Genomic DNA, 22,372 nt, shown 5'->3' with positions numbered 1-22,372 from the left:
ATTCACACACCGTTGGATTTACAACGGCGTTATAGGGCAATCTAATACGGAATTGCTAAGGATTTAAAATATTATTTCGACGCAGTACATTTGCCTTAAGATAAGGATATGAGGAAGTGGGCAGCCCCTGAACAGTGATGAACCTAGTCTCACTCCGATCCTTAACTTCCCCGTCTTTTAATCGAAAGAGAGACAGACATATATTTCGAAACGTTTGAAACGCTAGTGGCACCAGTAATATGAAAGCCTTTAAATTGGGAACAAATGGACGTATCCGAATTCTCTTAGTGCTTCTAATAATTTCAATTGGGTTGCGTGCGCAACCTCTACCTTACTTAAACATAGAAATGGTACACATTGATCACTTAAGGTATCTTCAAAAGTCTAATGTTACCTTAAACGTGTGTAACGTCTCACCAATACTACTTCAAGGTACCTCATTGGAAATTACTTCATCAGATTCCATAATTCTAGGTGCTAGAGAACAATCGTTAGGTGCCCTTCAGCGTAGCGAGTGTAAACGCGTTAACTTTGAGATAGTGCCACTCAATGATACAGCGAACGTATTAGTAGTAGTATATACCATGGTTCCATCGAAAGGAGGGTTTAGCCAATTAGTAGGCAAATATTTAATTACGCTTCCCGTTAAGTTAAATGACATATCCGTAAGGACTACTAAGCTGTTGGATAGATTAGTTATTAGAATCTTTAATAACAGTACGTTTGAAACACCGTTTTTATTACTAAAACTACAGCCCTCTATTGGTAAGTGTCTGAGTAGTAAAGTAATCAAAATAGGTACAATAAATCCCAACGGCTTCAAAGACGTATACATAACTGTTGATAGAATGGAGAACTGTCTAGTGAACGTATCTATACTCGACAGAAGAGGAAAACTATTCTACAAAGACATTATAGATCTCGATTTTGAGTATGTTAAACCATCATTAAAGTTCATTCCTTCAACAATATTCTTATGTCCTAACCTCGTTCCTTTAAGTAACGTAACGATAACACTTGACTCTACGAATTCCATTATTGAGCCTTCGTTAGTAAAATTAGAGGAATTACGGAAATGTAGAACTATACAATATCTCTTGATGGATCCTAAACCACCAATTACAATTACTGTAAAAGTAAAGTCGAATAACACATTAGCCATAACTGGGACATATAATATTGAGAATATTGATTTGAATTTAGAAGTAAATAGAACCTCGGTTTTCTCAGGGGTTAGAAATACAATCGAGGTAGCTCTTCATTCACCCTATAACTTAAAGAATGTATATGTTGAAATAATCCCCTCAGTAGGCGTAGTAGACCCTAACGTGGTTTACGTGGATACGAACAAGACCTATACGATAACTTGGCTAGTTCCAGCAATATTACCAAATAAAGATCTGGAAATGAAATTCAAGCTACTTAATCGAGAGATCGTCAAACGTTTTGCTGTACATAGTATCGACTACGAGTTCGGTATCACGTACCTGCCGGGGCATTTGACGGAGGGAAGTTTTAATAATCTTAAAATGTGCATTAGGAATTATAATAAGGTAAGATTGAGAGATGTGAAGATAACAGTAGATTCAGCCTATTTTACTAAGAAATTCTATCTCTCAGAAATAAATGCCAATTCCCAGAACTGTATTGACATTTCTAATGTACCAGTTCCATGGGACGTAAAGGAATATCGTATGAGAGTCAATATCAATTCGAGGGAACCTCAAGTGAATAAAACAATAGCTATTTCCATTCCTGTAGTCCAAAACCTAAACATTCCTTTAGTGAACGTAAGCTCCTCGCAATATTTATTGGAACCAGGTACGCAGACAGTCTATATTAATATAAGTAACATCGGACTTGGTAGCTTGTACGATGCGGTACTGAAAGTAAATGGTAAGAACGTTATCTTTCCGAGGGTCGAAGTACCTCTTGGAGTAATAAAGCCATTGTCTGGAAAAAACGTTAAATTAGTGCTCAATGTGCCACCGACAGCATCAACAGTTGATGTGAATATTGAGTTAAGTTACTGTAAAGGCGACCTAGGAATACCATGCTCTAAAGAGATCATAAAGAGAAACTTGGAATTTCAAGTGAAGACCTATCAAGGACCTTACATAGTGGCCTTGTACCAACCACAGAAAACAATCAGTAACATTCTGCAGAAAGTTTCGTTCAAGTTATGTAATGAAGGCGACTTAGAAGCGAAGGAAATAAGAATAGAATTTAAATCACCAAGCAATGACGTTGAGCTCGTTAATAACACGATAATTGTTATCCCGGAGCTGAAACCAAAGAAATGTACTCACTTAGATGTTTCATTCATTGCATTTAATGTTCAAAAGGAAACCTTCATTGATATCCCTTATAGAATCGAATATTTGGATAAATGGTTGAGCAAATTCACGAAAAACGGTATCCTCAGAGTAATAGTAACACCACAAAAAGTAGCTAAGATAAGTCTCACACCCTTTTCAAACGTCCTCATAGAAGGTGATAAAAGAATATTGCGAGTAAGCATAGTTAACATAGGCTCCAAGGAGGCTTCCAACGTACGCCTTTATCCGTTTTCTAATGATATAATAATAATACCACAAAACGTTAGCTTGGAAAGAATCCTCCCTGGTCAGAGGGTTGTGATAACCTTTACTTATTCAATACCTTACGGAACCCCTACGGGAAACAATAATTTAGGCTTCCTCGTGAAATACTTCAACGGAAATGAGGAGGTTTCTGAGACATATAATTTCCCAGTTAAGGTAATTCGAGGACCTCATATAAAGATAGGCGAGATTCAACAATATCCAGATAAGGTATTCGTGGGATCGGTTTGTAGTCTAACGTTAACTATATCCAATGACGGTGATTTCAATGCAAACAATGTGATAGTAAAAATAAAGACCAGTAACGGTTTAAAGGTAATAGGAAGTAGTTCTATTAACCTAGGTACGCTTCAACCTTCCTCTACGGTACCTATCTCTTATGTTCTTAAAGTCCCCGAAGTAGCTTCTCCAGGTACATATCCTGTAGAGATAGAGGTCGAATACTACTTCAATGGAGTCAGATATACCGATAGAAAGACGACAAGTCTAATAGTTTTGCCAAGTACCCCAGCACTCGAAAAAGTTTCATGGTTAGGGAAAGCGTTACGTTCAGCATATTTCCTATACCTGATGGCCTTAGTAATAGTTTTGGGAGTAATAATTGCGAAATTAATTAAAAAGAGGGTCAAGAGGTAATGATAAAGGAATTTATTCTATTAACAATTAAGGACGTTAGAAGTACAGGCCTCAGGTCCCTCCTTGTAATTTTAAGCGTCGCAGTAGGGGCAGCGTCACTTATCGCGTTCGTATCTCAAGCCGAAGGCATGAAATATAACATCGAAAACCAATTCAAGGGACTAGCTGCCAATGTTATCGTTGCTGTTTCGGGAGACAGTTTTCTCTCCACACAACAACTCATGATAATTAAGAGCTTCCCCCACGTCATTGATGTCAAAGCAGTTCTAATGGATACAACGAGGATTAGGGTCAATTCCAAAGTCTTAATAGTAAAGCTTATAGGGCTTACTAATGATACGTTCAATTTAATCTTCCCGTCTTCAAACCCATACATGGGTTACATTGATTTAGATATGGAGGGACCAGTAGTATGCGGTTATGAGCTGGGAATGAAATTCTCAATAATACCTAACGTTCTGTTAACTATGGAGTTAAGCAATGGAAATAAAATTGTAAGCCCCGTTATGGCCGTATTAAGTAAAGTAGGCGTTTCGCCTTTAGCGGTGGGTTTCGAAGCAGATAAAAGTATATACGTAAACTTGCACTTGTTACAGAGAACACTCAAGAAGTTCGACCAGTACAATTTAATTTACATAATCGCGGATAACCCCCAAAACGTAGAAATTCTTCAACAATCCCTTAAAGATTTCCTAGAGAGTAGGCGGTTCCAAAGCTTTGCACCCATAACGATACTAAAAGCGTATATGTCGGCAGCCAACTTCGCTGAGAGATTTTTATTAGCGATGTCATTAATGGCATTTATTGCAAGCGGTTTTGGAATAGCAAATACAATGATGATAACTGTTATCGAAAGAACACGCGAAATCGGTGTGATGAAAGCAGTAGGTTTCAATTCACTTCAAGTATTGGGTTATTACATAATGCTTTCAATTAGTTACGGCTTGATTGGTGGCCTGATAGGCATCGTTGCAGGATACGTGCTAGCTAGCTTAGTTAGTAAGTACGTTAGTATCATTGGTCTCGGTGTCCAACAATACGTGCTTAAATATTTCCGTCTTAACTTACCAAGCGCTGTTGTAACACCACAACTTCTGATAGAAGCATTGGTGTTCTCAGTGATCGTTTCAATCATTGCTGGTTTATATCCGGCGTACAAGGCAGCTCGCTTAGATCCCGTACAAGCCTTGAAGAGCGAGTGATTACCACGTCTTCGTCCCTACTCAAGCTAAATTCCTTAGAGTTGGTCTGAAGTATCCCCAATGCATATCTGTCTCCACATTCCAGTATTACGGGAGTCCAAGACCTTGAAGTTTGAAATGGTACCTCTACTACGTCCTTCTTCCTTATATATTGTCCGCAGTTCTTACTCTTTACTCTAATACCCAATTCGTGCAATAGATAAGGACAGGGTTCAATACCAGACGGTGTGAGGACTCCTATTATCGTCTCACCAATGGAAACTTTCATGTCAGATACTTTCAGTTTACCTTGAGGCACCTTAAAGTCCTTGTTATAAGATTCGAATATGTTCAACCTTAATTCCTCTAATAAATTGGTATTAGTGGGTCCCTCAAAGGCGCGGAAGATCGGATAAGAAGGAATCTTGGTCTTTTTGAAAGCTCTCTTGCTAAGCGCAATATGATCTCTCCACTCTTGATAAAGCTCTACGTAACCATCTATCAGCTTTGGGTGAACGTGCGCTAGCGATAACGCCCATTTCTCAAAAGTACCATACAGTATTCTTTCCCTTATTTCTTTAACGATCTTAATTGCCACGTTTAAGTTGTACGTTGCGATAAACCTTTCTAACTCATTTCGATTCAAATCTTGAAGTTCTCGAGGCGAGAGCGTAGGACAAATCTCGCATTCTTCGGGAAAATCTCGTAATTTAGATACTTCTTCAACTCTTAACGTTCCAAAACGAGTTAAAAGCCTCAAGTCCTTAGCCGCGAGAGAATACATTGCAGAATCGAACAAATCCACACCCATTGATACTAGGAAAGGAAAGACGAGTGGATGCCCCACTCCAAATGCATGAACTAACGACCCCCATGGTCTATATTCGGTTGTGGCCATTACGATATTCGCTAATTTATTGAATTCGTAGTTTACTAGAAGTGGCACAATCCCCCCTATCGCAAGGAGCTTCGCTCCCTCGGAAGCATACTTCTTAGTTACTAACGATCTAACCTCTTTATATAATCCACCTTGTATAGGTGCGCTTACCAGTTTACCTCTAGCTAGATCTAGGGCCTCTTGCCATCTATTAAACGATATCAAGGCCTTTTTGAGAGCATCTTCCTTACTATCAGTCGGTAAACTAAACTCATCTACCGGAGTCACAATGTCTACATTAGATTCTAATTGATAGATAACGGATTCGAGTGGGTCTACTCTAACGCCTTGACTATATGCTTGGTAAGTTCCTGAATCAGTATAGAGAATGTACTCCCAACCCAAATGTTGCTTTAAATTTACATGTCCTATTTTCCTCTTGGCGATGTAAGAGCTAGTCATTATAATCTTTATTCCCAAGTTCTTGATAATGTCTAATGGTACGAGCTGCTTCGATGGATCGGAATCAACTACTACGAGTAAGTGAGGTATCTCTATTTTAAATCCATTTATATATGCATATCCAGCGCGAGCCAGGCCATCTCTTTCCTCTACTCTGACGTCTACTTGCACGTCTTAAACCCTGCAATTTTGAGTATTCTAATAGCTAAATAGGCGCCATTTTTCGCATTGTCTATTCCGACTGTAGCTACAGGTACGCCAGAAGGCATCTGTACTATACTGAGTAAGGCATCTAAACCCATTAGTTTGACGTCTCTCGGGACTCCAATCACTGGTTGTTCTACTCTAGAGGCAATGAATCCAGGTAAGTGTGCAGCTAAGCCAGCTATAGCAATATATACCTTTACGTAATTTTTGCTTTCCTCTAAGTATTCAATTAATTCCTTCTGATTTCTATGAGCAGACAATATCTTTAATTCATATGGTATACAAAACTCATTTAGGACCTCCTCTGCTTTCTTGGCCAATTCCAAATCGCTCCTAGAACCTATTATTATAGATACTAAGGGCCTTTCAGTCAACCTAAGAACCCTCTGATTTCGGCTAGCTTTACTATATTTGCCTTTGCTTTACTTATATCACTATTTTCAATAGACGTTTTAACTTCATGTAATAACTTAAAGTATTCTTCGGGGAGCTCCTTTGGGGTAGGAAGTTCTCCGAAGTATTCCTTCACAGTCTCAATATCTCTTCTAATATATTCATAGGTCTTGTCATCCACGTACTTCTTAAACACGTCTAGGTCCGTTAGGTGAAGATCGTAACCCCAATCTTTCTTTAGAAGTGGAAGGAATCGCAGTAATATATCTAGGTTCTCTCCGTTACCTTTAGCTAAGTCTTCAATAACTTTCGCACCTATTAGAGTAGGACCTAATCCCATAGAATAGAGCGCGGCACAGAACTTTATAGCTCTGGGTAGTTCCTTACCTGTTTTAGCCTTTCTCCTATAGGTTTCGAGCCTAGCTCTCGTACCAATTACTAATTTCGACATAAAGAGAATATGTTCCGCTAATCTATCTATCTCTCGTGTATACACCTCAGACGCTTTCCATGCAATCCTAATTAGTGAGTCTTGTAAGTCTAGCTGGGATAGATCTGGTTTCTGTCCTCTACCTTCTGCGATCTTTAATACGGTAGCGACGTAATCCTTTCTCTCAGTATTAAATCTTAATGCCGATTGAATTGTTGCTGTGTAGTAACCTTTCCAAGCATCTACCCACTCGGACCTAACCCATTCCGCCATGTGTCCTCTCATTGGAGGCTTTCCCATGCCTACGATTGGGTAACTTCTAAACATCGTGTCTTCTTGCCACTTCCACATTTTCAATAATGCCATCTTAATTGCGATGGAACTGGCTAAGTGACCGCTATTTATTGCCGAATCGCTTTTTCCTACAAATATTCTGAAATTCCTTTCAACTAGTCCAACCTCCTTTATCAGAGCCACTCTTAGTCCCTCTATTATCTCGTCTATGTGCATGTGCGATTCCGCATTTTCAAATAGAGGTATCAACCTTACTATCTCTTCACCTCTTAGGGAGAACTCCTCTGAGACTAGCCTTTGGACCTTTATTATCCTTCTTTGAACTTCTGCTACCTCAAGCGTACTACTTGACATAGGTAATATGACGTACTTTACTGCATTTGTGTTGAAATATAATTGTGAGTACATGTTAGCTGTAATTGCAGCAGTTATTGTCAAAAGGTGTCTATCCTTATCTTCGAGCTTAGGGTTGGGTATTCTGGGTGTAATTAGGAAATCTTCTCCGGGAACTATGTCGTAATATTTCGCTTCTTCTATAACAGCTCTTATCTGATTGTATGGGGTTGCTTTACCCTCATAGTCTATCATTTTTTCATCGCAACCCCTTCCACCCCTTTCGAGTGGCAAGACGTCGTCAATCGCTTCCTTTACTTCGTCTTGTGCCGTGAATACGATCGTGCTGTCAGGATGTTGCGTTGCCATTAGCTTGGGTATATTCATTGTTATTGTTCACCCTTATCTATCGAGCTCCAGACGAGGTATATATCTGTATATTCATTTCTCTGAATACTAATGTGCCCTAACCTCAATGAATTTAAATTTCTTCTAGAAATCGGTGTCGGGAACTATCAAGTGCCCTTTGTAAAGAATAACGAATGGGTGGTGCCCGGCCAACCTCTAGCAGCAACAGAGGAACTCATGCCAGGTAAAGGCACATTCGTAGACAATGGTATCATTAGGGCAAGCATACCTGGAGTAGTAAAGATAGATATGCTAAATTATCAAATAGAGGTTCGGGGAAAAGACGTAGCACAAGAACTCCCATCTCCCAAGAGCAGTGTAATAGGTTACATACTAAGTATGCGGGACGAACTTGCTCTAGTAAAAGTAACCAAATCACCTTCGCACGCACTTAAGAACGTCATAGTAACTGGAGCTTTACACATATCCCAAGCGTCTTCGAAGAAATACCTCTCCAGTCTGTATGACGGTTACGCTCCCGGTGACATAGTAAAACTTAAGGTAATTAGTGGCCCCCCATACGTTTTAACTGCTAAAGGCCCACGGCTAGGTGTGTTATACTCAACTTGTTCAGTTTGTGGAAACCCTCTCTGGCTGGAGGAGAGTTCCGGGAAATTGAAATGTCTCGTTTGCGGACATGAGGAAGAAAGGGTGGTATCTACTGACTACCTCCTTAAATTAAAATGAACTAGGTGTATACTTGAACAGAGGTTTCCGTAGAATGCTCACAGAACTACTTCATGCAACAACCCGCGATGAACTTGCAGCTCGAATAGATCAAACTATACTCACCCTAGATAACAAGGAATTCTCTACGGAACTCCGAGAGTCAGTAAAGCACCCCTTCAGATGTATACTCACATGGCCCATGAATATACAAAAGGTAAAGGAGGTATGGAGAAATAGGGTATGTACCGTAGCAAACTTTCCTTCGGGAATGCTACCTCTACAAGCACTAGAGAAGGAACTCTCAAACAGCTGGGATCTGGGAGCTGATGAGGTCGACGTTGCTATCTCGCCTGTTCTCATAAAGCTTGACCCTACGAAATATAGAGAATACGTAAAGTACGTAGTATCTATTTCAAGAGATATAGGGTTCAGCACTGTAAAGATTATTGTGGAAACTCCTCTTCTATCGATTGAGGAACTAAAAGTTGTTACCCACGCAGTAGAAGCCTCCGGTGCTGATTATCTTAAGACTTCTACTGGAATCTTTAGTAAGAGCAGTCTCAAGGACGTGTATGTAGTTAAGAGCATTTCGCCACACGTCAACGTGAAGGCTTCTGGGGGAATTAAGGGTGCCTTAGAAACACTTGCTTACATTGACTTAGGTGCTTCAATAATAGGGAGTAGTAGCGGTATTAAGATACTAGAAGAATTTGATCAGCTAAAGAGGATCGGATCCCTAAAGTAGTAAAGGGGGTCTGTTGAGACAGGTGTCTTCATCGTGTTCAGAACCCCATGAGTCTTCATCCCCTATGAGGTAACGACGGTAATCTGAAGGTATGATGACCGTTTCCCTTACTGAGGGAAGCTAAGAGGAATAAAAGGCACGCAAGACGTCGCCACTTCGGTTCAGCCTTAATATATCCTTCACCGTAGTATTCCTTACACGATTCATCGTGAAACATAACTTCTTTAAACTCTTTAGATGTAGCTATTTCTAATGGATTATCCGTTATATAAATTGAAGAGAATGAATCCCCTCTTACCACTACTATAACGTATGGATTGGATCCACAACATACAGCGACCCTACTTTCCTTCTTCAAGCTCTTCTTTGAACTTTTCAAGGTAATTAATCGCCTCGTCTATTGTTTGAAGGAGTGCATCTAAAGGATCGATCTGACCATCGGTCCTAATTGTTATAAATAGGTTTTGTTTCAATGGGTGTTCAACGTAGTATACCGCCATGTTAACATGAGGTTTCTTCGAAGCCAATTTAGTTATTAAGTTACCTAACGTATGACCTTCGTTAGGTATCTTTATGCGAAGCTCTGTAGGACTCTTCGAAATCAATTCAACATCTAATTTCAAGCTTGACATCGTTAAACCCCTATTTTGGGCTCTTGAAGAGCTTCATAAGTTTATTAATTACCGCGTTAGCATTCTCCTTTAACTGATACCTGAAGGAACCTTGCTCGAGAAATCCTTGGGATTTGAGTAATTCTATTACCTCATTCGGAGGGGTATCTGTGATCAGTGATAATGTTATAACAACCCTTTTCGCTGCACTGGATAGTTTGTATTTAACTACCTCGTCCTCTTGTATCTCTTTTGACTTCTTTACTATTTCTTCTATTATATCCATGGGAGCATTAGTGTATAATTTATCGTCATCTACTTCCACGTAGTAACCTCTCGATTTAAGTACAGTTGAGAGTACCTCTATGGAAATAGTACCGTGAAACAGTTTGCCTAGTTCATGCAGCTTGATGTATTTATTACCCTTTATATGTTTACTTTCAATCTCTTTTTTGAGCATTTCAATGTCATACTTTATTTCTTTTAATTCATACGGAAGTCCGATTACCTCTAGTTGTAGCGTATTACCTTTTATCTCTGACTTTAGGAAACGTGAACTTACGTTCTCAGTTATTTTATTAAGTAACTCCAGGCAGCTTTCGTTAGACCTACACTTTACTACTAAACGTTTCTTAATCAATGTATTTCCACACGATATTGAGGATCAGTGAGTAGCTTATTTACTCTCACGGTGGTTGCGCTATAAGGGATTTAACGTGAGTGAAGTCAAGACTTTTCTAATAGAGGGTAAAATGTTAATTTCCCATGATAAGAATCCTCAATGGCAGAAGTTTGCAATCTATAAAAGAGGAATCACTGAAAGAGATGTTATAGAAAGAGTATTATCCGAGCTAGGAAGTCATCACAAACTAAAGCGATATCATATAAAAATAGAAAATGTAAGGGAAGTTAGCGAAAATGACATTGAAGACTTATCGGTACTACAGCTGCTTCATCTAAAAGAATGGGTTTCATTTGATAGCGAAAGAGTTTGGAGAAAATACAAACTCGGATGGTCGATCGATAACTCGAGGAAGTGATACAGCGATGAGCTCTAATGAACAAGCAGAAATTTACGCCTTAGTCTACGAGTACCAAAACTTAAAGAAACTTGCCGAAATACTCGGCTCTGAAATCGAAAAGAAGAGAATTGATTTGAGTGAAGTAAACGTCGCACTAGATGAGATTAATAATTTAAGAGAATCCGTGGAGGCCTTAGTGCCTCTAGGACCAGTATTCGTTAAAGGTACGTTAACGAATAAAGTTATAGTACCAATTGGGAGTAACTACTTTGTAGCAATGAAACCTGACGAAGCTAAACAAAAACTCAATGAAATAAAGGCAGTTTTAGAAAAACAAATTAAGGAACTCGAAGGGAAACTCAACGAAGTACTTACTAAAATAAGTTCTATAGAGTCACAGCTGCTAAAACTTCAGGGATCTAGTAGTGCTAGGGAAACTCAAGAAGGCTCTAAAGAGTCTAGTAAAGGAAGTTAGTAGCAAAGTTTCTACCGAAGAACCGATCGAACAGCCGAAGCCAGTAAGCGAGGAGGGGAAAGAAACAACAGTCATTGCTAAAAGAAAGGACATCGGAAGTAAACCGAAGGAAACAGTTGAGAAGAAGGGATTTTTCGCTAAGGTAAAGGAATCCATTGCGTATAAAGAAATAAATCTAAAGAAACTCGAACCTATATTTGAGGAATACGTACTAACGTTAGCTGAAGCTGACGTCGCTTATGAAGTCGCCGAAGATCTCATAAACGACTTTAAAAGTAGATTAGCGAAACTAAAGATAAGGAGAGGCGAAAGCGAGGAAAAAGTCATCGAAAATGCATTACGTGAGAGTCTCCTTAGTATATTATCTGTTGAAAGTATCGACTTAGTAGAGATAGCTAAAAGATATGCGAATGAGAACAAAGTACTCAAAGTTATGGTAATGGGTGTTAATGGTGTTGGCAAGACAACGACTATCGCAAAAATAGCCTATTTATTGAAGAAGACAGGCGTAACTCCCGTAATAGCAGCAGCTGATACTTTTAGAGCAGGAGCGGTTGAGCAGTTAAAAGTTCATGCTGAACGGATAGGCGTCCCAATAATAACCAGGCCTTACGGCACAGATCCAGCTGCTGTTGCATACGATGCTATAGAGTTTGCACGAGCACGTGGATTTCACGTAGTCCTAATAGATACTGCCGGTAGAATGCACGTTGATTCCGACCTAATGAATGAGTTACGGAAGATAAATAGAGTAGTACGCCCCGATTTAAAAATATTAGTGTTAGACGCCCTTACGGGTAATGACGCTCTCGAGCAAGCAAGATTCTTTGATGAAGCTGTAGGTATTGACGCAATTATCCTAACCAAGGTCGATGCGGATGCAAAAGGAGGAGCCGCCTTGAGCGTTATTGCTACTCTCAAGAAACCAGTTATGTATCTTGGCGTAGGCCAAAGTTACGATGATTTGATAAGGTTCGATCCTAAATGGTTAGTGGAAAGAATTATGGGGAGTGATTAGAGAATGGATGTAAAGCTGAAATCGTTTAGTTATTACATTAATAAGATTGTAGAAATGATTTATGAATGGAGATCGATATTAGCGAAAGCGTCTAAGCCCTCTCCAGAGGAGTTCAATGCCATAATTAAAGTAGTGTTCTTGTCTATGGCAGTGATTGGAACATTATCGTACCTAATAAAAGCGACAGCAGTCATGTTTCTATTTAAATAGAGGTGGGATATTCATGCCGTTCTATCCTGTGCGAACAACTACTGGTAGAGAGATAGATGTTGCATTAATAATAGAACGTCGTGCCAAGTCTTCTAGACTCGATGTGAGGTCAGTTGTAGTACCACCTCGTCTAAAAGGATTCGTTTTAGTTGAAGCGCCCGCACCCTACGTAGTACTAGAGGTCATTAGAGGAATAAGGGACGTGAGAGGAGGGCCAGGTAGAAGAATGGAGGTTGACGAAGTAGTAAAGTTAATAAGACCAACACCAGTAATAGAACTCATAGACGTAGGAGACATAGTCGAACTCGTTGCAGGTCCATTCAAAGGGATGAAAGCAAGAGTTGAATTCAAGGATCCTTCAAAGAACGAAGTTGTACTTAACATTTTAGAAGCTGCGTACCCCCTCCAAATCACAGTGCCTGTGGATTACGTGAAGCCCGTGAAGAGGTGAAGACGTGATGCCTAAGAAGACCCTGACATTTACGATTGAAGGTGGGCAAGCGAAGCCTATACCCCCAATAAAGCCTGCCTTAGAGTCAGTGGGATTACCAGTAGAGGAGGTTGTTAACAAAATAAACGAAATGACAAAGAGATATAAAGGCTTTGAAGTGACAGTGAAGGTAATCGTAGACGAGGAGACCAAGGAATATGAAATAGAAATAATTCCACCAAACATTACGGACTTGTTATTGAAGAAAGCGGGAGCTTCCAAACCATCTGGCGATCCAATACATCAGAAAGTAGGTAACTTAACCTATGAGCAAGTTATAGAAGTTGCCCTACTGAAAGCACCCGAGCTGACTGCTAAGACTCTCAAGGGAGCAGTCAAGACAGTTTTAGGTACTGCCAGAGCGATAGGACTTACTGTAGATGGTAAGGATCCAAAAGAAGTTACCCGATTAACTGATGAAGGAGCTTATGATGAAGTATTAAGCAAGTATGAAGAAGAGTGGGAATCAGTTAGTTAAACCCTTTAATGTTACTGACAACGGGTGAAAAGAACCGTGAGTGCCGAGTTAGAATGGATTGAAACTGCTGTAAAGGATGCCATAGAAAAATCGCCGAAGAGGAACTTTCTCGAGTCAGTTGAAATGATAGTGGTCCTAAAGGACATAGACTTGAAAGGTCCAGAGGGAAGAATTAGAGAAGTAGTTGAACTACCATACCAACCTCATAAAGATGTCAATATTTGCGTGGTCGCCGATGGTGAAATGGCGTTAACTGCCCAGAAACTAGGTGTTAATGTAATCACGCGCGAGGAACTTCAAAACATGGATAAGAAACGAGCTAAGAAATTGGCCAGTACTTGTGACTGGGTCTTAGTAAAGGTCGATCTAATGGGTCTCGCTGGTAAGGTATTAGGTCCAGCCTTAGGTCCACGAGGAAAGGCTCCTATACCGGTGCCTCCTAATGCACCTCTTCAAAATCTAATAGAGAAATATAAGAAATCCGTGAACATAAGGATTAGGAAACAGCCGCAAGTGATGTGTAGAATAGGCACCAAGGATATGGATGTAAAAGAGCTTGCCGAGAACGCTTATGCTGTGCTTCAAGCATTAGAAAGGAAGCTACCCAACGCGCAACATCAAGTTAGTAAGGTTATAATAAAAACGACTATGGGTCCCCCATTTATAGCAGTTAGAAGGTGATGAACCATGAGCGCGGTCGAAAGCTTTACCAGAGCGCAAGTTAGAGAACGATATCCCGAATGGAAAGTCAGAATGCTAAACGAAGTGGCAGAGCAACTAAGTAAACACGATGTTTTCCTTGTAGTAGATCTAACTAAGACACCAGCGAATGTTGTTCACAAATTCAGGAAGAAGTACAGGAAAGAGCTAGAATATATAAGAACTTTAAAGAACAACATTGTCCGTAAGGCTTTCGAAAAATCGAACATAGAATTGCCAAAGGAAATGGATGAAGCGCTTACTGGTACTAACCTATTCATAGCAACTGACGAGAACCCCTTCCTTGTGGCTCTAAAGATATCAAAATTCTCCGTACCAGGTTACCCCAAGCCCGGCGATATTGCGGAGACCGAAATAGTCATTCCAGCAATGGATACCGGTTTGAAGCCCGGTCCAATGCTTTCAACCTTTGGAAAATTGAAGATAAAGACTATGGTAAAAGGCGGAACTATACATATTGCGAAGGATACCGTAGTAGCCAAACCGGGCGATGTAATCTCACCCGAGTTAGTGAGCGTATTGATGACCTTAGGTATTACACCAGTAGAAATTAAATTGAAATTAAAGGGAGCTTACATAAAGTCCCTCGGTAGATGGGTACCAGCATCCGAACTATTACTTGACATCGAAAGCTACAAGAAGGAACTAATGGAAGCATATCTGAATGCATTGAAACTTGGTGCAGAGATAGCTTACCCCGTTCCAGAGGTACTCGAACTAAGCCTCACAAAGGCCATGCAGAACGCCTTAAAGTTAGCTGTAGAAAGTGCGTGGTTGACAAAGGAGTCGGCGCCTTACCTAATGTCAAAGGCCCAGGCCCAAGCCTATGCGTTAGCATCTCAGCTTGGTGACTTAGCGAAGGAACTAGGAATAGAGATTTCAAATATACAAGCTACGCAACCAGTTAGCACAACTCAAGAGAAGGAGGAACAAAAAGAGGAGGAGGAAGAGGAAAAGAAGGAAGTATCTGAAGAGGATCTAAGCGCCGGCCTCGGAGCGCTCTTCGGATAAACTAAATATCTATCAGAAACAATTTTTATATGTAGATATGTAACCATAATTGAAACGAAAGCCTTTCTTCTAGTTTTTAAAGCATTACGATACTAATTTTGAGCTGACTTTAATTACAATACAGACAAAGCTTTGATGTTTCTATCAGAGGCCAATCTAGCCCCCACTTTCATCCACCATCTATTTTCGAGATGGCGTCAAGTGGGTGTGCCGCAGTAAATAGAGATCATAGGTTCATTTATAATTATTCCACGTCCCTACTACTCATCGGTGATCAATCATGTCAAAGACGTATGCAACGCTTGGCGAATTGAAAGTTGGTAACTTCATCATGATTGATGGTGAACCTTGTAAGATAGTCTCTATCAGCAAGGCGAAGACAGGAAAACATGGTAGTGCAAAAGCTAACGTAGTTGCCATAAGTTTACTTAGTGGTTCCAAGAAAACGTTAGTAGCACCGGTTGATACTAGAGTCGAGGTACCTATAATAGAAAAGAGGGTTGGACAAGTACTTGCAGTAACCGGTGATAGTGTTCAACTAATGGATATGGAGAGCTACGATACATTCGAAGTACCCCTCCCAGAGGAAGAAGAGATAAAGAGTAAGCTTGAGCCCGGAGTTGAAGTTGAGTATTGGATATTACCACCTAATGTATACAAAATAATGAGAATAAGAGGTGGCGGCAAGTAACTCTTGATTTATTATTAAAAATCTGGCTTTAGGATCGAGATGAACGTCTCCTCAAAATCGGAATCATCGTAAACAAGAGGTAAGGGGCAGGTACTTCGTAAACAGTTGTAGTTTCTTGACTCTCCGTATCTGTGAAGAATAGAGATGTGACGTTTGCTTCTTTCTCTAAGGTAGTTACTAACGTTATTGTAGATATTATCAATGTTTCATTTGAGATCTTCAGAGTGGTTACATTTGAAGTACTCGAGGATAGGTTCCCTAACACTCTTTTTCTCTTTTCTACAAAATTTTTAAGAGAAGAATGAGGGTCTAGTACGAACCGTATAGTACTATTCATTCCATTTAGAATTTCATAAATTCCATATACTAACGGACTATAAGTCAAAACTCCATTTTGTAGGTGTATTATTGAAAGGTAGATCCACTGAAGGACCTTTTCAAGTTTTTGGGAATTGAAAATGTTATATTTATCGTTGCACCACTTAATAGCTATTCCTATGGCTGCCAAGTAATTAGTATCTTCATTAGAAATTAATTCCCCATTCTCATATTCTCTATATATATTATCAAAATCGGTTTTCACAACTTTTTCACAGATCCCTCTAAGTTCCTCATATGGTATTGCAGCAAGTATAGCTAACCCTCTCGGTAGTTGCCTTAGGTAGTATGGTGACTCACTTGGTGTGTTTTCAATCCACTGTATGTACTCGCTCCAGAAGTCCTTAGTGAGCAGAGACTTGTATTTAGTTCCATTTAAGATACCATCTCTTTGCGCACTCTTGAAGCTCAAAGTTAAGGAAAGTAGCGTCGGGAATAAGTCGTATTTTATTCCACTACCGTAAACGTACGAGCGCATTTCATCTGAATAGAATCTTACACCAATATTCGAAAAACTGGCAAGGATCCATTGTTCGAATAATCTTACCAACTTGGACTGAGAATAATCATATCCAAATGATAGAAAAAGTAGGGCCGGTAGAAACGTAAATACTTCCGGCTCATTTCGGCCCTGCTGAGGAGGTAATATGGGTATTTGGGATATCAAGTCCCTGTTTGAATCAATAACGCTGTCAAAAAGCACTAAATATGACCTTAGAGGATTGACATCTAATGGGTATAGGGCCCCGGCAAGTATAGATTGAATGTCAACAGTTACGTCGCTGGCGTATGCAACTGAGCACGTAGTCCACGTACCACATGGTTTAATTGTCTCATTGAGGAAGGATATTTCCTTAAGTAGTACTTCGGAGGGTCCAAAGGCCATGTTTTCAGAGAGGGCTAGAATTAATAATGAAACGACCACTAACAGAGTCTTTGCGTTCATGGACCATTACCCAAGAATTGATGTGAGTGTAAATGAACGTGGCAGTGTGGATCGAAAGTAGTCGTACGGAAGACTTCAGTCAATAAATATTTTACTTTCTTGAGATGCAGTAAGCTTAAGTTTCAGTCGCAGGTCGTGACTTACTGATATATCTGAGTAAGGACCTATTATTGAATCTATTAACCTAGAACGCCCTAATTTAAATGTGGATGAGTCCAGTACAAGAGATCTAGTTACGTGTCCGCCATCGATTTTCACATCCTTTTCTAAATCTACGTAATGCTCTATTACGGTATTTTCCGAAACATATACGCCTTTACCTATGTATGCAGGTCCATAGACTTTTCCGTTTACAATAGCACCTTCCTCTACTATAACTCGGCCGTAAACTTCACCGTTAACCTCACCTTTTATTTGACTACGATCCAAGTAATTATCCATTATTATCATCATTGCATCAATCAAGTCCTCCGGTTTCCCAGTATCTTTCCACCATCCGTCAATAACTATGTATCCGATGTTCAGTCCTCTCCTTATATAGCAGTTAATGATGTCCGTGATTTCGTATTCTCCTCTCCAGCTCGGTTTAAGTGTCGAGTAACACTTCCTGAAATCCTCTGGGTCCTTAAAGTAATATAAACCAACTAGAGCTAGGTCCGAAGGAGGTACCTTTGGTTTTTCAATAAAACCTACAACTCTGTCATCCTTAATTATAGCTACACCGAACCTTCTCGGATCCTTAACTCTAGCTAAGAATATTATAGAGTCGTAGTCTTTAAACACGTTCTTGAAGTTGTTTATCCACGAATCGTTAAGGACGTTGTCACCTAAGTATACGAGAAAAGGGTTATTAATATCTCCTTCCGTAAGTGCTAAGTTAATTGCATGTGCTATACCTAAGCGTTTCTCTTGTAGTACATATTTTATTTTAATACCGAACCTTTCACCATTTCCTAAGACCTCTTCGAAGACTTCATGGAGCCATCCAACTACCATTGTTATCTCTTTTATACCAAGTTTCTTGAGTTGCTCTATGCCATAACCAACTATAGGTCGACCCATTATTGGAATTAGTGGTTTTGGTATCGAAAAAGTTATAGGTCTTAAACGTGTACCTTTACCTGCTGCTAGTATAATACCGTCCAGTTTCATTTGATATTAACCCCAGTTTAAGCTATTCAAACCGCATTTAGAAAAATCGGTGTTGGTGTAGACTAGAGGACAGTATATCAATAACTTTTTTATACCCCATCAAGAGAGTTGAGGTCGGTGAATCGGTGTGAGTGTGCAAGCACCCCAAAGCAACGAGGTAAGAGTTGGTAAGAAGCCCGTAATGAACTACGTATTGGCAACTCTAACTCTACTGAACCAAGGTGTAGACAGAGTAGAGATCAAGGCGAGAGGAAAGGCAATCAGCAAGGCCGTAGATACCGTAGAGATAGTCAGGAACAGGTTCCTACCCGGTCAAATAAGGGTAGCCGAGGTCAGGATTGGAAGTCAAACCGTAACCAGTGCCGAAGGAAGGCAAAGCAGGATTAGCACCATTGATATAGTAATCGAGAAGGTAAACAAGTAATACGATTGAACAAATATTTTTCTTGGCAAAACATTTAATGCCCCTTGGCGTAACATGTATGTCCTCGGTGCGTATCTTTGAGCGAACGATACGTAGCGACACTTGAAGGAGAGGCTAGAATAAGAAAACTTAATATTCCAATCATGAGGCTAGATATAACACCAGAGGATTTGAATAGTCCGTTATCCTTCCAGATATTGATGGAGAAGATCATGGAAAGTGTCACAAAAACTTTGGAAGAAGAACCCCATCCTCAATACATGGCTGAAGTAAGTATTCGAGACTCTCTTGGTATGCCAGTTAGGTTCGTTGTTAACTTAGGTGATAAAGTACCTTACTTTAGCAAGGACAAGGTAAAAGTACGACTCATACTTGAATTCTATGAAGAGGAAGATTTGGAGCGCTGAGAGAGGTATCTGAAACTCGATTCTTCAAGAATCGAACAGAGGTCTTGGATTTTATATTCCATAGGTGATAGTTGAACTATTAAGTTCAATTTCTTTAGCCTCTTAAAGAGGTTCATGAATACTTTTTTCGTAAAGTAATTTCGTGACACTTCCCATGCCTCACCTATGTTAAACACGTCTTCATTGAATTTGGAACGTAATAGAAAATACAATGCCAGTACTCTTTTATCACATAACTTCATCGAGCAGCTCCCTCAAACTTAGCTTAGCTGAGTATAACGCCATCCCTATTATTAGGGAATCCACCCCAGTTTCTAGTAGCTTAAGTACGTGACCCTTACTTCCTATTCCCCCGGCGTACTCGAGTACCTTCCCGGGCCTTAACGACTTTATTTTCTTAGGAGTCTCGAAGTCGGGCCCTTTTAGCGTTCCTTCAGTATCTATGTACGTGTATAGAATACCGGTATATGCTTTTTCCGGCAGCATCTCTATAATTTCTAAAGGTGTATAATGCTCGGTTTTAGTCCAACCATCAATTGCAACCCTTCCGCCTTTGGAATCTATTGCAACAATAACTTTCTCACAACCTATCTCTTTCGAAACTTCTTCTAAGAACTTAGGATCCTTGACAGCCTTGCTTCCTATTACTATTGAATCGGCCTTGGAATATAATTGTGCGACGTCTATCGATCTTATGCCTCCAGCTACCTGTATCCACATACCGAGTTCCTTAGCTCTACTTATTAATTTCAGAATCACGTCCTTATTTACAGGATAGCCCTTTTCGGCTGCATCTAGATCAACGACGTGAATCCCTAAGGCCCCTTCGTTATACCAAAACTCTAGCCATTTAATAGGATTGCCCAATTCTAATCCAGTTCCTCTAATACCTTTTACTCTCTTCACCACTTTACCTTCAGAAATATCTAAGCTTGGAAGTATCTTTGGTGGCTTCTTCAAGTCCTCCTATCACCGTTACGTATGGTTGAATAAAGTAAAAATCTGGTTTCGAAAAGCTTAGAGAGGATAATGGAGGTATGTTTCTATTAGCTAGGGGTTCTGAAGCAGATATATATTTGATTAGATACCATGGGTGTAAAGCTGTAATGAAAATAAGGAGAAGAAAACGTTACCGACATTCAACTATTGACCAACGGATAATAGAAGAACGTACTAGAAACGAAGTACTCAATATGATTAAAGCTTACGAGAATGGTCTCAACGTCCCTCTTGTTCTAGACTTTAATATAGATCAAGGGAAAATAGTAATGGAATTCATCGAAGGTATTCCGTTAACGGAACGATTAAACAAAGAGTCTATCAGGATGGCAGGAGAACTATTAGCCAGACTCCATCTATTAGACATTGCACATTGGGACTTCACGACATTAAACATACTTTACACTACTGGTGACAAAATATACGCTATAGATTTTAGTTTATCTCGTCACACGAGAGATCCTCGTGAGAAAGCCGTTGATGCGCATTTGATTATAAGGTCGCTAAGGTCTATCCATAAAGATGTAGAGGGCAAGCTAATCGATGCGTTTTGGGAAGGATATTCTAAGTATGGCGATGCTAAGTTAATTCAAGAACTCGTCGAGGAGATAGAGAGTATGGGTAGGTACGTGAAAAGCAGAAGGAAAACGGTGTGGTAAAAATGAAGGGACGTAAGAAGCTGTATGTTGCATCAACAAATAAACACAAAATAGATGAAATTAAATTCATTATAAGGAAAATTCTGGGAGATGAAATAGAGATAGATATTGCACCTTTTAACGCAAAGGTAGAGATACAAGATGACGATCTAAAGAAAATAGTCCTTTATTCAGCATCAATTTTAATGGCTGTTAACGACAAGAGGCCGATCATAGTCGAAGATAGTGGCTTGTTTATTGAAGCATTGAATGGATTTCCTGGACCGTATTCTAATTACGTCTATAGAACATTGGGTCCTAAAGGAATTTTGAAGTTAATGGATGGTGTTCCAAAACGCAATGCTTTCTTCAAGTGCGTCGCAGCGTGCATTTGCAATGACGACAACATACTCGTTGAAGAGGGAGTTGTTAAGGGTTCGATTGCACACGAGATCCGTGGCTCTGGAGGATTTGGCTTCGATCCAATTTTCATACCTCAAGGTTATAGTAAAACATTCTCTGAGCTTCCAGAACAAGTGAAAAACGAGATTTCACATAGAGCCCTCGCGATCAGAGCATTGATTGTATCAATGGAGAAACGCGGTTATCTCTGAGGAGCTTATTGTATAAGGTGTATTATCCGGGGAAACAGAGTGACCCCGGTTCATCGCAGGGCCATTAGCCCCTCTTACCGGGCAGCCGCCATCCTAGAAGGAGCTGAAGAGAGTTATTAATTTAGTAAATGTTTCGAATAAAACACTGCGATTGAGTGTTTCCAATAGAGAAAATCAAAATTACACACTATATTATTTGCATCATTAGTGGTTCCAAGTTCTATAGTGTTAGTTGGTACTAAAGGTCGGGACAGAATAGTTGGGTCCAAACATTGTCTTATCTAAAGGGTCCTCTTGGTAGCCCTAACCTCACCTAATCGGAATCGGTGGTTCAGTTCATCCCCGTGTAGTAGTATTTAAGAAGACCCAAAAAAGGTGGATTACGGGTGAACCAAAACTGCCGGAAGAGTTCAAGTATATTGTACGAATTGGAGACACAGATATAGACGGCTCATTACCGGCTGTTTACGGTTTGGCTAAAATAAAAGGTATAGGTTACACTACCGCTTTAGCTATCCTTAGGAAACTCAACTTGGACCCTCTTATGAGATTAGGATACTTCAGTGACAATAAAATAAAGGAATTAGATGAAGTAGTAAAAGATATCACTAAGCTGGGCTTCCCTTCATGGCTTTACAATAGAAGGAAAGATTATACCACTGGTGAAGACAAGCACCTAATTGGAGCCGAGTTAATATTCTACGCAAGACAAGACATCGAAAGAGAGAAGAAGATAAAGAGCTGGAGAGGCGTAAGACATGCGTTAGGATTAAAGGTAAGAGGACAAAGAACTGCTACTACTGGAAGAATCGGCATGACAGTAGGCGTATCCAAGAAGAAATAATTGTGA

General features: G+C 39.9%; 27 protein-coding genes. 18 read left to right on the top strand and 9 right to left on the bottom strand.

Annotation, left to right across the window (positions count from 1 at the left end):
* Positions 1–287 precede the first annotated feature (287 nt).
* Both EYM_RS03315 and EYM_RS03310 read left to right on the top strand, forming a co-directional pair.
* Positions 288–3,239, top strand: a complete 2,952-nt coding sequence (locus EYM_RS03315) for a COG1361 S-layer family protein (RefSeq protein WP_075049668.1) — start codon at positions 288–290, stop codon at positions 3,237–3,239.
* A complete protein-coding gene (locus EYM_RS03310) occupies positions 3,239–4,441 on the top strand; it encodes an ABC transporter permease (protein ID WP_075049667.1) in 1,203 nt (400 codons plus the stop codon). The genes EYM_RS03315 and EYM_RS03310 overlap by 1 nt, the downstream gene beginning before the upstream one ends.
* On the opposite strand, the gene EYM_RS03305 is transcribed toward EYM_RS03310, so the two are convergent.
* From EYM_RS03305 to ppcA, 3 genes are read right to left on the bottom strand one after another with little or no spacing between them, the layout of a single operon-like run.
* Positions 4,371–5,930, bottom strand: coding sequence for a tRNA-guanine transglycosylase (locus EYM_RS03305; RefSeq protein ID WP_075049666.1), 1,560 nt, complete (start codon positions 5,928–5,930; stop codon positions 4,371–4,373). The genes EYM_RS03310 and EYM_RS03305 overlap by 71 nt on opposite strands.
* Positions 5,921–6,340: a 5-(carboxyamino)imidazole ribonucleotide mutase gene (gene purE, locus EYM_RS03300; protein ID WP_075049665.1), complete on the bottom strand. Its 420-nt coding sequence runs from the start codon at positions 6,338–6,340 to the stop codon at positions 5,921–5,923. Before purE ends, EYM_RS03305 begins: the two co-directional genes overlap by 10 nt.
* Entirely contained in the window at positions 6,337–7,803 is a 1,467-nt protein-coding gene (gene ppcA, locus EYM_RS03295; RefSeq protein ID WP_075049664.1) for a phosphoenolpyruvate carboxylase, read from the bottom strand. Before ppcA ends, purE begins: the two co-directional genes overlap by 4 nt.
* Positions 7,804–7,935: 132 nt before the next feature.
* Here ppcA and EYM_RS03290 point away from each other — a divergent pair, with 132 nt between their 5' ends.
* Positions 7,936–8,511: an exosome complex RNA-binding protein Csl4 gene (locus EYM_RS03290; RefSeq protein ID WP_075049663.1), complete on the top strand. Its 576-nt coding sequence runs from the start codon at positions 7,936–7,938 to the stop codon at positions 8,509–8,511.
* Positions 8,512–8,545: 34 nt separating this feature from the next.
* On the top strand, positions 8,546–9,238 hold the full coding sequence (locus EYM_RS03285; protein WP_075049662.1) for a hypothetical protein: 693 nt from the start codon (positions 8,546–8,548) through the stop codon (positions 9,236–9,238).
* 55 nt (positions 9,239–9,293) lie between these two features.
* Here the strand turns inward: EYM_RS03285 and EYM_RS03280 are convergent, their stop codons facing one another.
* Genes EYM_RS03280 through EYM_RS03270 form a run of 3 tightly spaced genes read right to left on the bottom strand, consistent with a single transcriptional unit; the run spans position 9,294 to position 10,489 of the window.
* A complete protein-coding gene (locus EYM_RS03280; RefSeq protein WP_075049661.1) occupies positions 9,294–9,617 on the bottom strand; it encodes a hypothetical protein in 324 nt (107 codons plus the stop codon).
* Positions 9,580–9,870 (bottom strand): RpoL/Rpb11 RNA polymerase subunit family protein, encoded by a 291-nt coding sequence (locus EYM_RS03275; protein WP_075049660.1) that lies wholly within the window; start codon positions 9,868–9,870, stop codon positions 9,580–9,582. Before EYM_RS03275 ends, EYM_RS03280 begins: the two co-directional genes overlap by 38 nt.
* 10 nt (positions 9,871–9,880) lie before the next feature.
* Positions 9,881–10,489 (bottom strand): DUF2067 family protein, encoded by a 609-nt coding sequence (locus EYM_RS03270; protein WP_075049659.1) that lies wholly within the window; start codon positions 10,487–10,489, stop codon positions 9,881–9,883.
* A 76-nt stretch (positions 10,490–10,565) separates the two neighbouring features.
* Between EYM_RS03270 and rpl18a the strand changes: the two genes are divergently transcribed.
* The 9 genes from rpl18a to EYM_RS03225 all read left to right on the top strand — a co-directional run bounded on the left by rpl18a (position 10,566) and on the right by EYM_RS03225 (position 15,964).
* Entirely contained in the window at positions 10,566–10,889 is a 324-nt protein-coding gene (gene rpl18a / locus EYM_RS03265; protein WP_075049658.1) for a 50S ribosomal protein L18Ae, read from the top strand.
* Between the two features lie 7 nt (positions 10,890–10,896).
* A complete protein-coding gene (gene pfdA, locus EYM_RS03260; protein WP_075049657.1) occupies positions 10,897–11,346 on the top strand; it encodes a prefoldin subunit alpha in 450 nt (149 codons plus the stop codon).
* On the top strand, positions 11,297–12,364 hold the full coding sequence (gene ftsY, locus EYM_RS03255; protein ID WP_075049656.1) for a signal recognition particle-docking protein FtsY: 1,068 nt from the start codon (positions 11,297–11,299) through the stop codon (positions 12,362–12,364). Before pfdA ends, ftsY begins: the two co-directional genes overlap by 50 nt.
* A 3-nt stretch (positions 12,365–12,367) precedes the next feature.
* Positions 12,368–12,574 carry a protein translocase SEC61 complex subunit gamma gene (locus EYM_RS03250; protein WP_075049655.1) on the top strand — a complete coding sequence of 69 codons (207 nt, stop codon included), beginning with the start codon at positions 12,368–12,370 and terminating at the stop codon, positions 12,572–12,574.
* Between the two features lie 7 nt (positions 12,575–12,581).
* Entirely contained in the window at positions 12,582–13,025 is a 444-nt protein-coding gene (locus tag EYM_RS03245) for a transcription elongation factor Spt5 (protein WP_083495023.1), read from the top strand.
* Between the two features lie 7 nt (positions 13,026–13,032).
* Positions 13,033–13,542 carry a 50S ribosomal protein L11 gene (locus tag EYM_RS03240; protein ID WP_075049653.1) on the top strand — a complete coding sequence of 170 codons (510 nt, stop codon included), beginning with the start codon at positions 13,033–13,035 and terminating at the stop codon, positions 13,540–13,542.
* 36 nt (positions 13,543–13,578) lie between these two features.
* Positions 13,579–14,223 (top strand): 50S ribosomal protein L1, encoded by a 645-nt coding sequence (locus tag EYM_RS03235; protein WP_075049652.1) that lies wholly within the window; start codon positions 13,579–13,581, stop codon positions 14,221–14,223.
* Between the two features lie 6 nt (positions 14,224–14,229).
* The gene (locus EYM_RS03230) at positions 14,230–15,273 is read left to right on the top strand and encodes a 50S ribosomal protein L10 (protein WP_075049651.1); all 1,044 of its coding nucleotides are present in this window, start codon (positions 14,230–14,232) and stop codon (positions 15,271–15,273) included.
* Between the two features lie 280 nt (positions 15,274–15,553).
* Positions 15,554–15,964 (top strand): translation initiation factor IF-5A, encoded by a 411-nt coding sequence (locus tag EYM_RS03225; RefSeq protein WP_075049650.1) that lies wholly within the window; start codon positions 15,554–15,556, stop codon positions 15,962–15,964.
* Between the two features lie 28 nt (positions 15,965–15,992).
* On the opposite strand, the gene EYM_RS03220 is transcribed toward EYM_RS03225, so the two are convergent.
* Together EYM_RS03220 and EYM_RS03215 are read right to left on the bottom strand one after the other, a co-directional pair.
* Entirely contained in the window at positions 15,993–17,288 is a 1,296-nt protein-coding gene (locus EYM_RS03220) for a hypothetical protein (protein ID WP_075049649.1), read from the bottom strand.
* A 75-nt stretch (positions 17,289–17,363) separates the two neighbouring features.
* Positions 17,364–18,440, bottom strand: a complete 1,077-nt coding sequence (locus EYM_RS03215) for a glucose-1-phosphate thymidylyltransferase (protein WP_075049648.1) — start codon at positions 18,438–18,440, stop codon at positions 17,364–17,366.
* 127 nt (positions 18,441–18,567) lie between these two features.
* On the opposite strand from EYM_RS03215, the gene albA reads away from it, so the two are divergent.
* Positions 18,568–18,864 (top strand): DNA-binding protein Alba, encoded by a 297-nt coding sequence (gene albA, locus EYM_RS03210; protein WP_075049647.1) that lies wholly within the window; start codon positions 18,568–18,570, stop codon positions 18,862–18,864.
* Between the two features lie 77 nt (positions 18,865–18,941).
* A complete protein-coding gene (locus EYM_RS03205; RefSeq protein ID WP_075049646.1) occupies positions 18,942–19,271 on the top strand; it encodes a hypothetical protein in 330 nt (109 codons plus the stop codon).
* Positions 19,272–19,499: 228 nt separating this feature from the next.
* On the opposite strand, the gene EYM_RS03195 is transcribed toward EYM_RS03205, so the two are convergent.
* The gene (locus EYM_RS03195; RefSeq protein WP_083495022.1) at positions 19,500–20,231 is read right to left on the bottom strand and encodes a 1-(5-phosphoribosyl)-5-[(5-phosphoribosylamino)methylideneamino] imidazole-4-carboxamide isomerase; all 732 of its coding nucleotides are present in this window, start codon (positions 20,229–20,231) and stop codon (positions 19,500–19,502) included.
* 77 nt (positions 20,232–20,308) lie between these two features.
* Between EYM_RS03195 and EYM_RS03190 the strand changes: the two genes are divergently transcribed.
* The 3 genes from EYM_RS03190 to EYM_RS03180 all read left to right on the top strand — a co-directional run bounded on the left by EYM_RS03190 (position 20,309) and on the right by EYM_RS03180 (position 22,366).
* Complete coding sequence (locus EYM_RS03190; RefSeq protein WP_075049644.1) at positions 20,309–20,929, top strand: KEOPS complex kinase/ATPase Bud32; 621 nt, start codon at positions 20,309–20,311, stop codon at positions 20,927–20,929.
* Between the two features lie 2 nt (positions 20,930–20,931).
* Complete coding sequence (rdgB, locus tag EYM_RS03185) at positions 20,932–21,522, top strand: RdgB/HAM1 family non-canonical purine NTP pyrophosphatase (RefSeq protein WP_075049643.1); 591 nt, start codon at positions 20,932–20,934, stop codon at positions 21,520–21,522.
* Between the two features lie 379 nt (positions 21,523–21,901).
* Entirely contained in the window at positions 21,902–22,366 is a 465-nt protein-coding gene (locus EYM_RS03180) for a 30S ribosomal protein S13 (protein WP_075049642.1), read from the top strand.
* Positions 22,367–22,372 lie beyond the last annotated feature (6 nt).

It is taken from the genome of Ignicoccus islandicus DSM 13165 (assembly GCF_001481685.1).
In the GTDB taxonomy this organism is placed as follows: Archaea; Thermoproteota; Thermoprotei_A; order Sulfolobales; family Ignicoccaceae; genus Ignicoccus; species Ignicoccus islandicus.
The sequence above is the reverse complement of the archived record's forward strand: the minus strand, read 5'-3'. Positions and strand labels throughout refer to the sequence as shown.

What these genes read in the sequence shown, in the direction of transcription:
- EYM_RS03310 (WP_075049667.1), top strand. Translation starts at nt 3,239, where the DNA reads ATGATAAAGGAATTTATTCTATTAACAATTAAGGACGTTAGAAGTACA.
- ppcA (WP_075049664.1), bottom strand. Translation starts at nt 7,803, where the DNA reads ATGAATATACCCAAGCTAATGGCAACGCAACATCCTGACAGCACGATC.
- EYM_RS03285 (WP_075049662.1), top strand. Translation starts at nt 8,546, where the DNA reads ATGCTCACAGAACTACTTCATGCAACAACCCGCGATGAACTTGCAGCT.
- EYM_RS03275 (WP_075049660.1), bottom strand. Translation starts at nt 9,870, where the DNA reads ATGTCAAGCTTGAAATTAGATGTTGAATTGATTTCGAAGAGTCCTACA.
- pfdA (WP_075049657.1), top strand. Translation starts at nt 10,897, where the DNA reads ATGAGCTCTAATGAACAAGCAGAAATTTACGCCTTAGTCTACGAGTAC.
- EYM_RS03250 (WP_075049655.1), top strand. Translation starts at nt 12,368, where the DNA reads ATGGATGTAAAGCTGAAATCGTTTAGTTATTACATTAATAAGATTGTA.
- EYM_RS03240 (WP_075049653.1), top strand. Translation starts at nt 13,033, where the DNA reads ATGCCTAAGAAGACCCTGACATTTACGATTGAAGGTGGGCAAGCGAAG.
- EYM_RS03230 (WP_075049651.1), top strand. Translation starts at nt 14,230, where the DNA reads ATGAGCGCGGTCGAAAGCTTTACCAGAGCGCAAGTTAGAGAACGATAT.
- EYM_RS03225 (WP_075049650.1), top strand. Translation starts at nt 15,554, where the DNA reads ATGTCAAAGACGTATGCAACGCTTGGCGAATTGAAAGTTGGTAACTTC.
- EYM_RS03220 (WP_075049649.1), bottom strand. Translation starts at nt 17,288, where the DNA reads ATGAACGCAAAGACTCTGTTAGTGGTCGTTTCATTATTAATTCTAGCC.
- EYM_RS03215 (WP_075049648.1), bottom strand. Translation starts at nt 18,440, where the DNA reads ATGAAACTGGACGGTATTATACTAGCAGCAGGTAAAGGTACACGTTTA.
- EYM_RS03190 (WP_075049644.1), top strand. Translation starts at nt 20,309, where the DNA reads ATGTTTCTATTAGCTAGGGGTTCTGAAGCAGATATATATTTGATTAGA.
- rdgB (WP_075049643.1), top strand. Translation starts at nt 20,932, where the DNA reads ATGAAGGGACGTAAGAAGCTGTATGTTGCATCAACAAATAAACACAAA.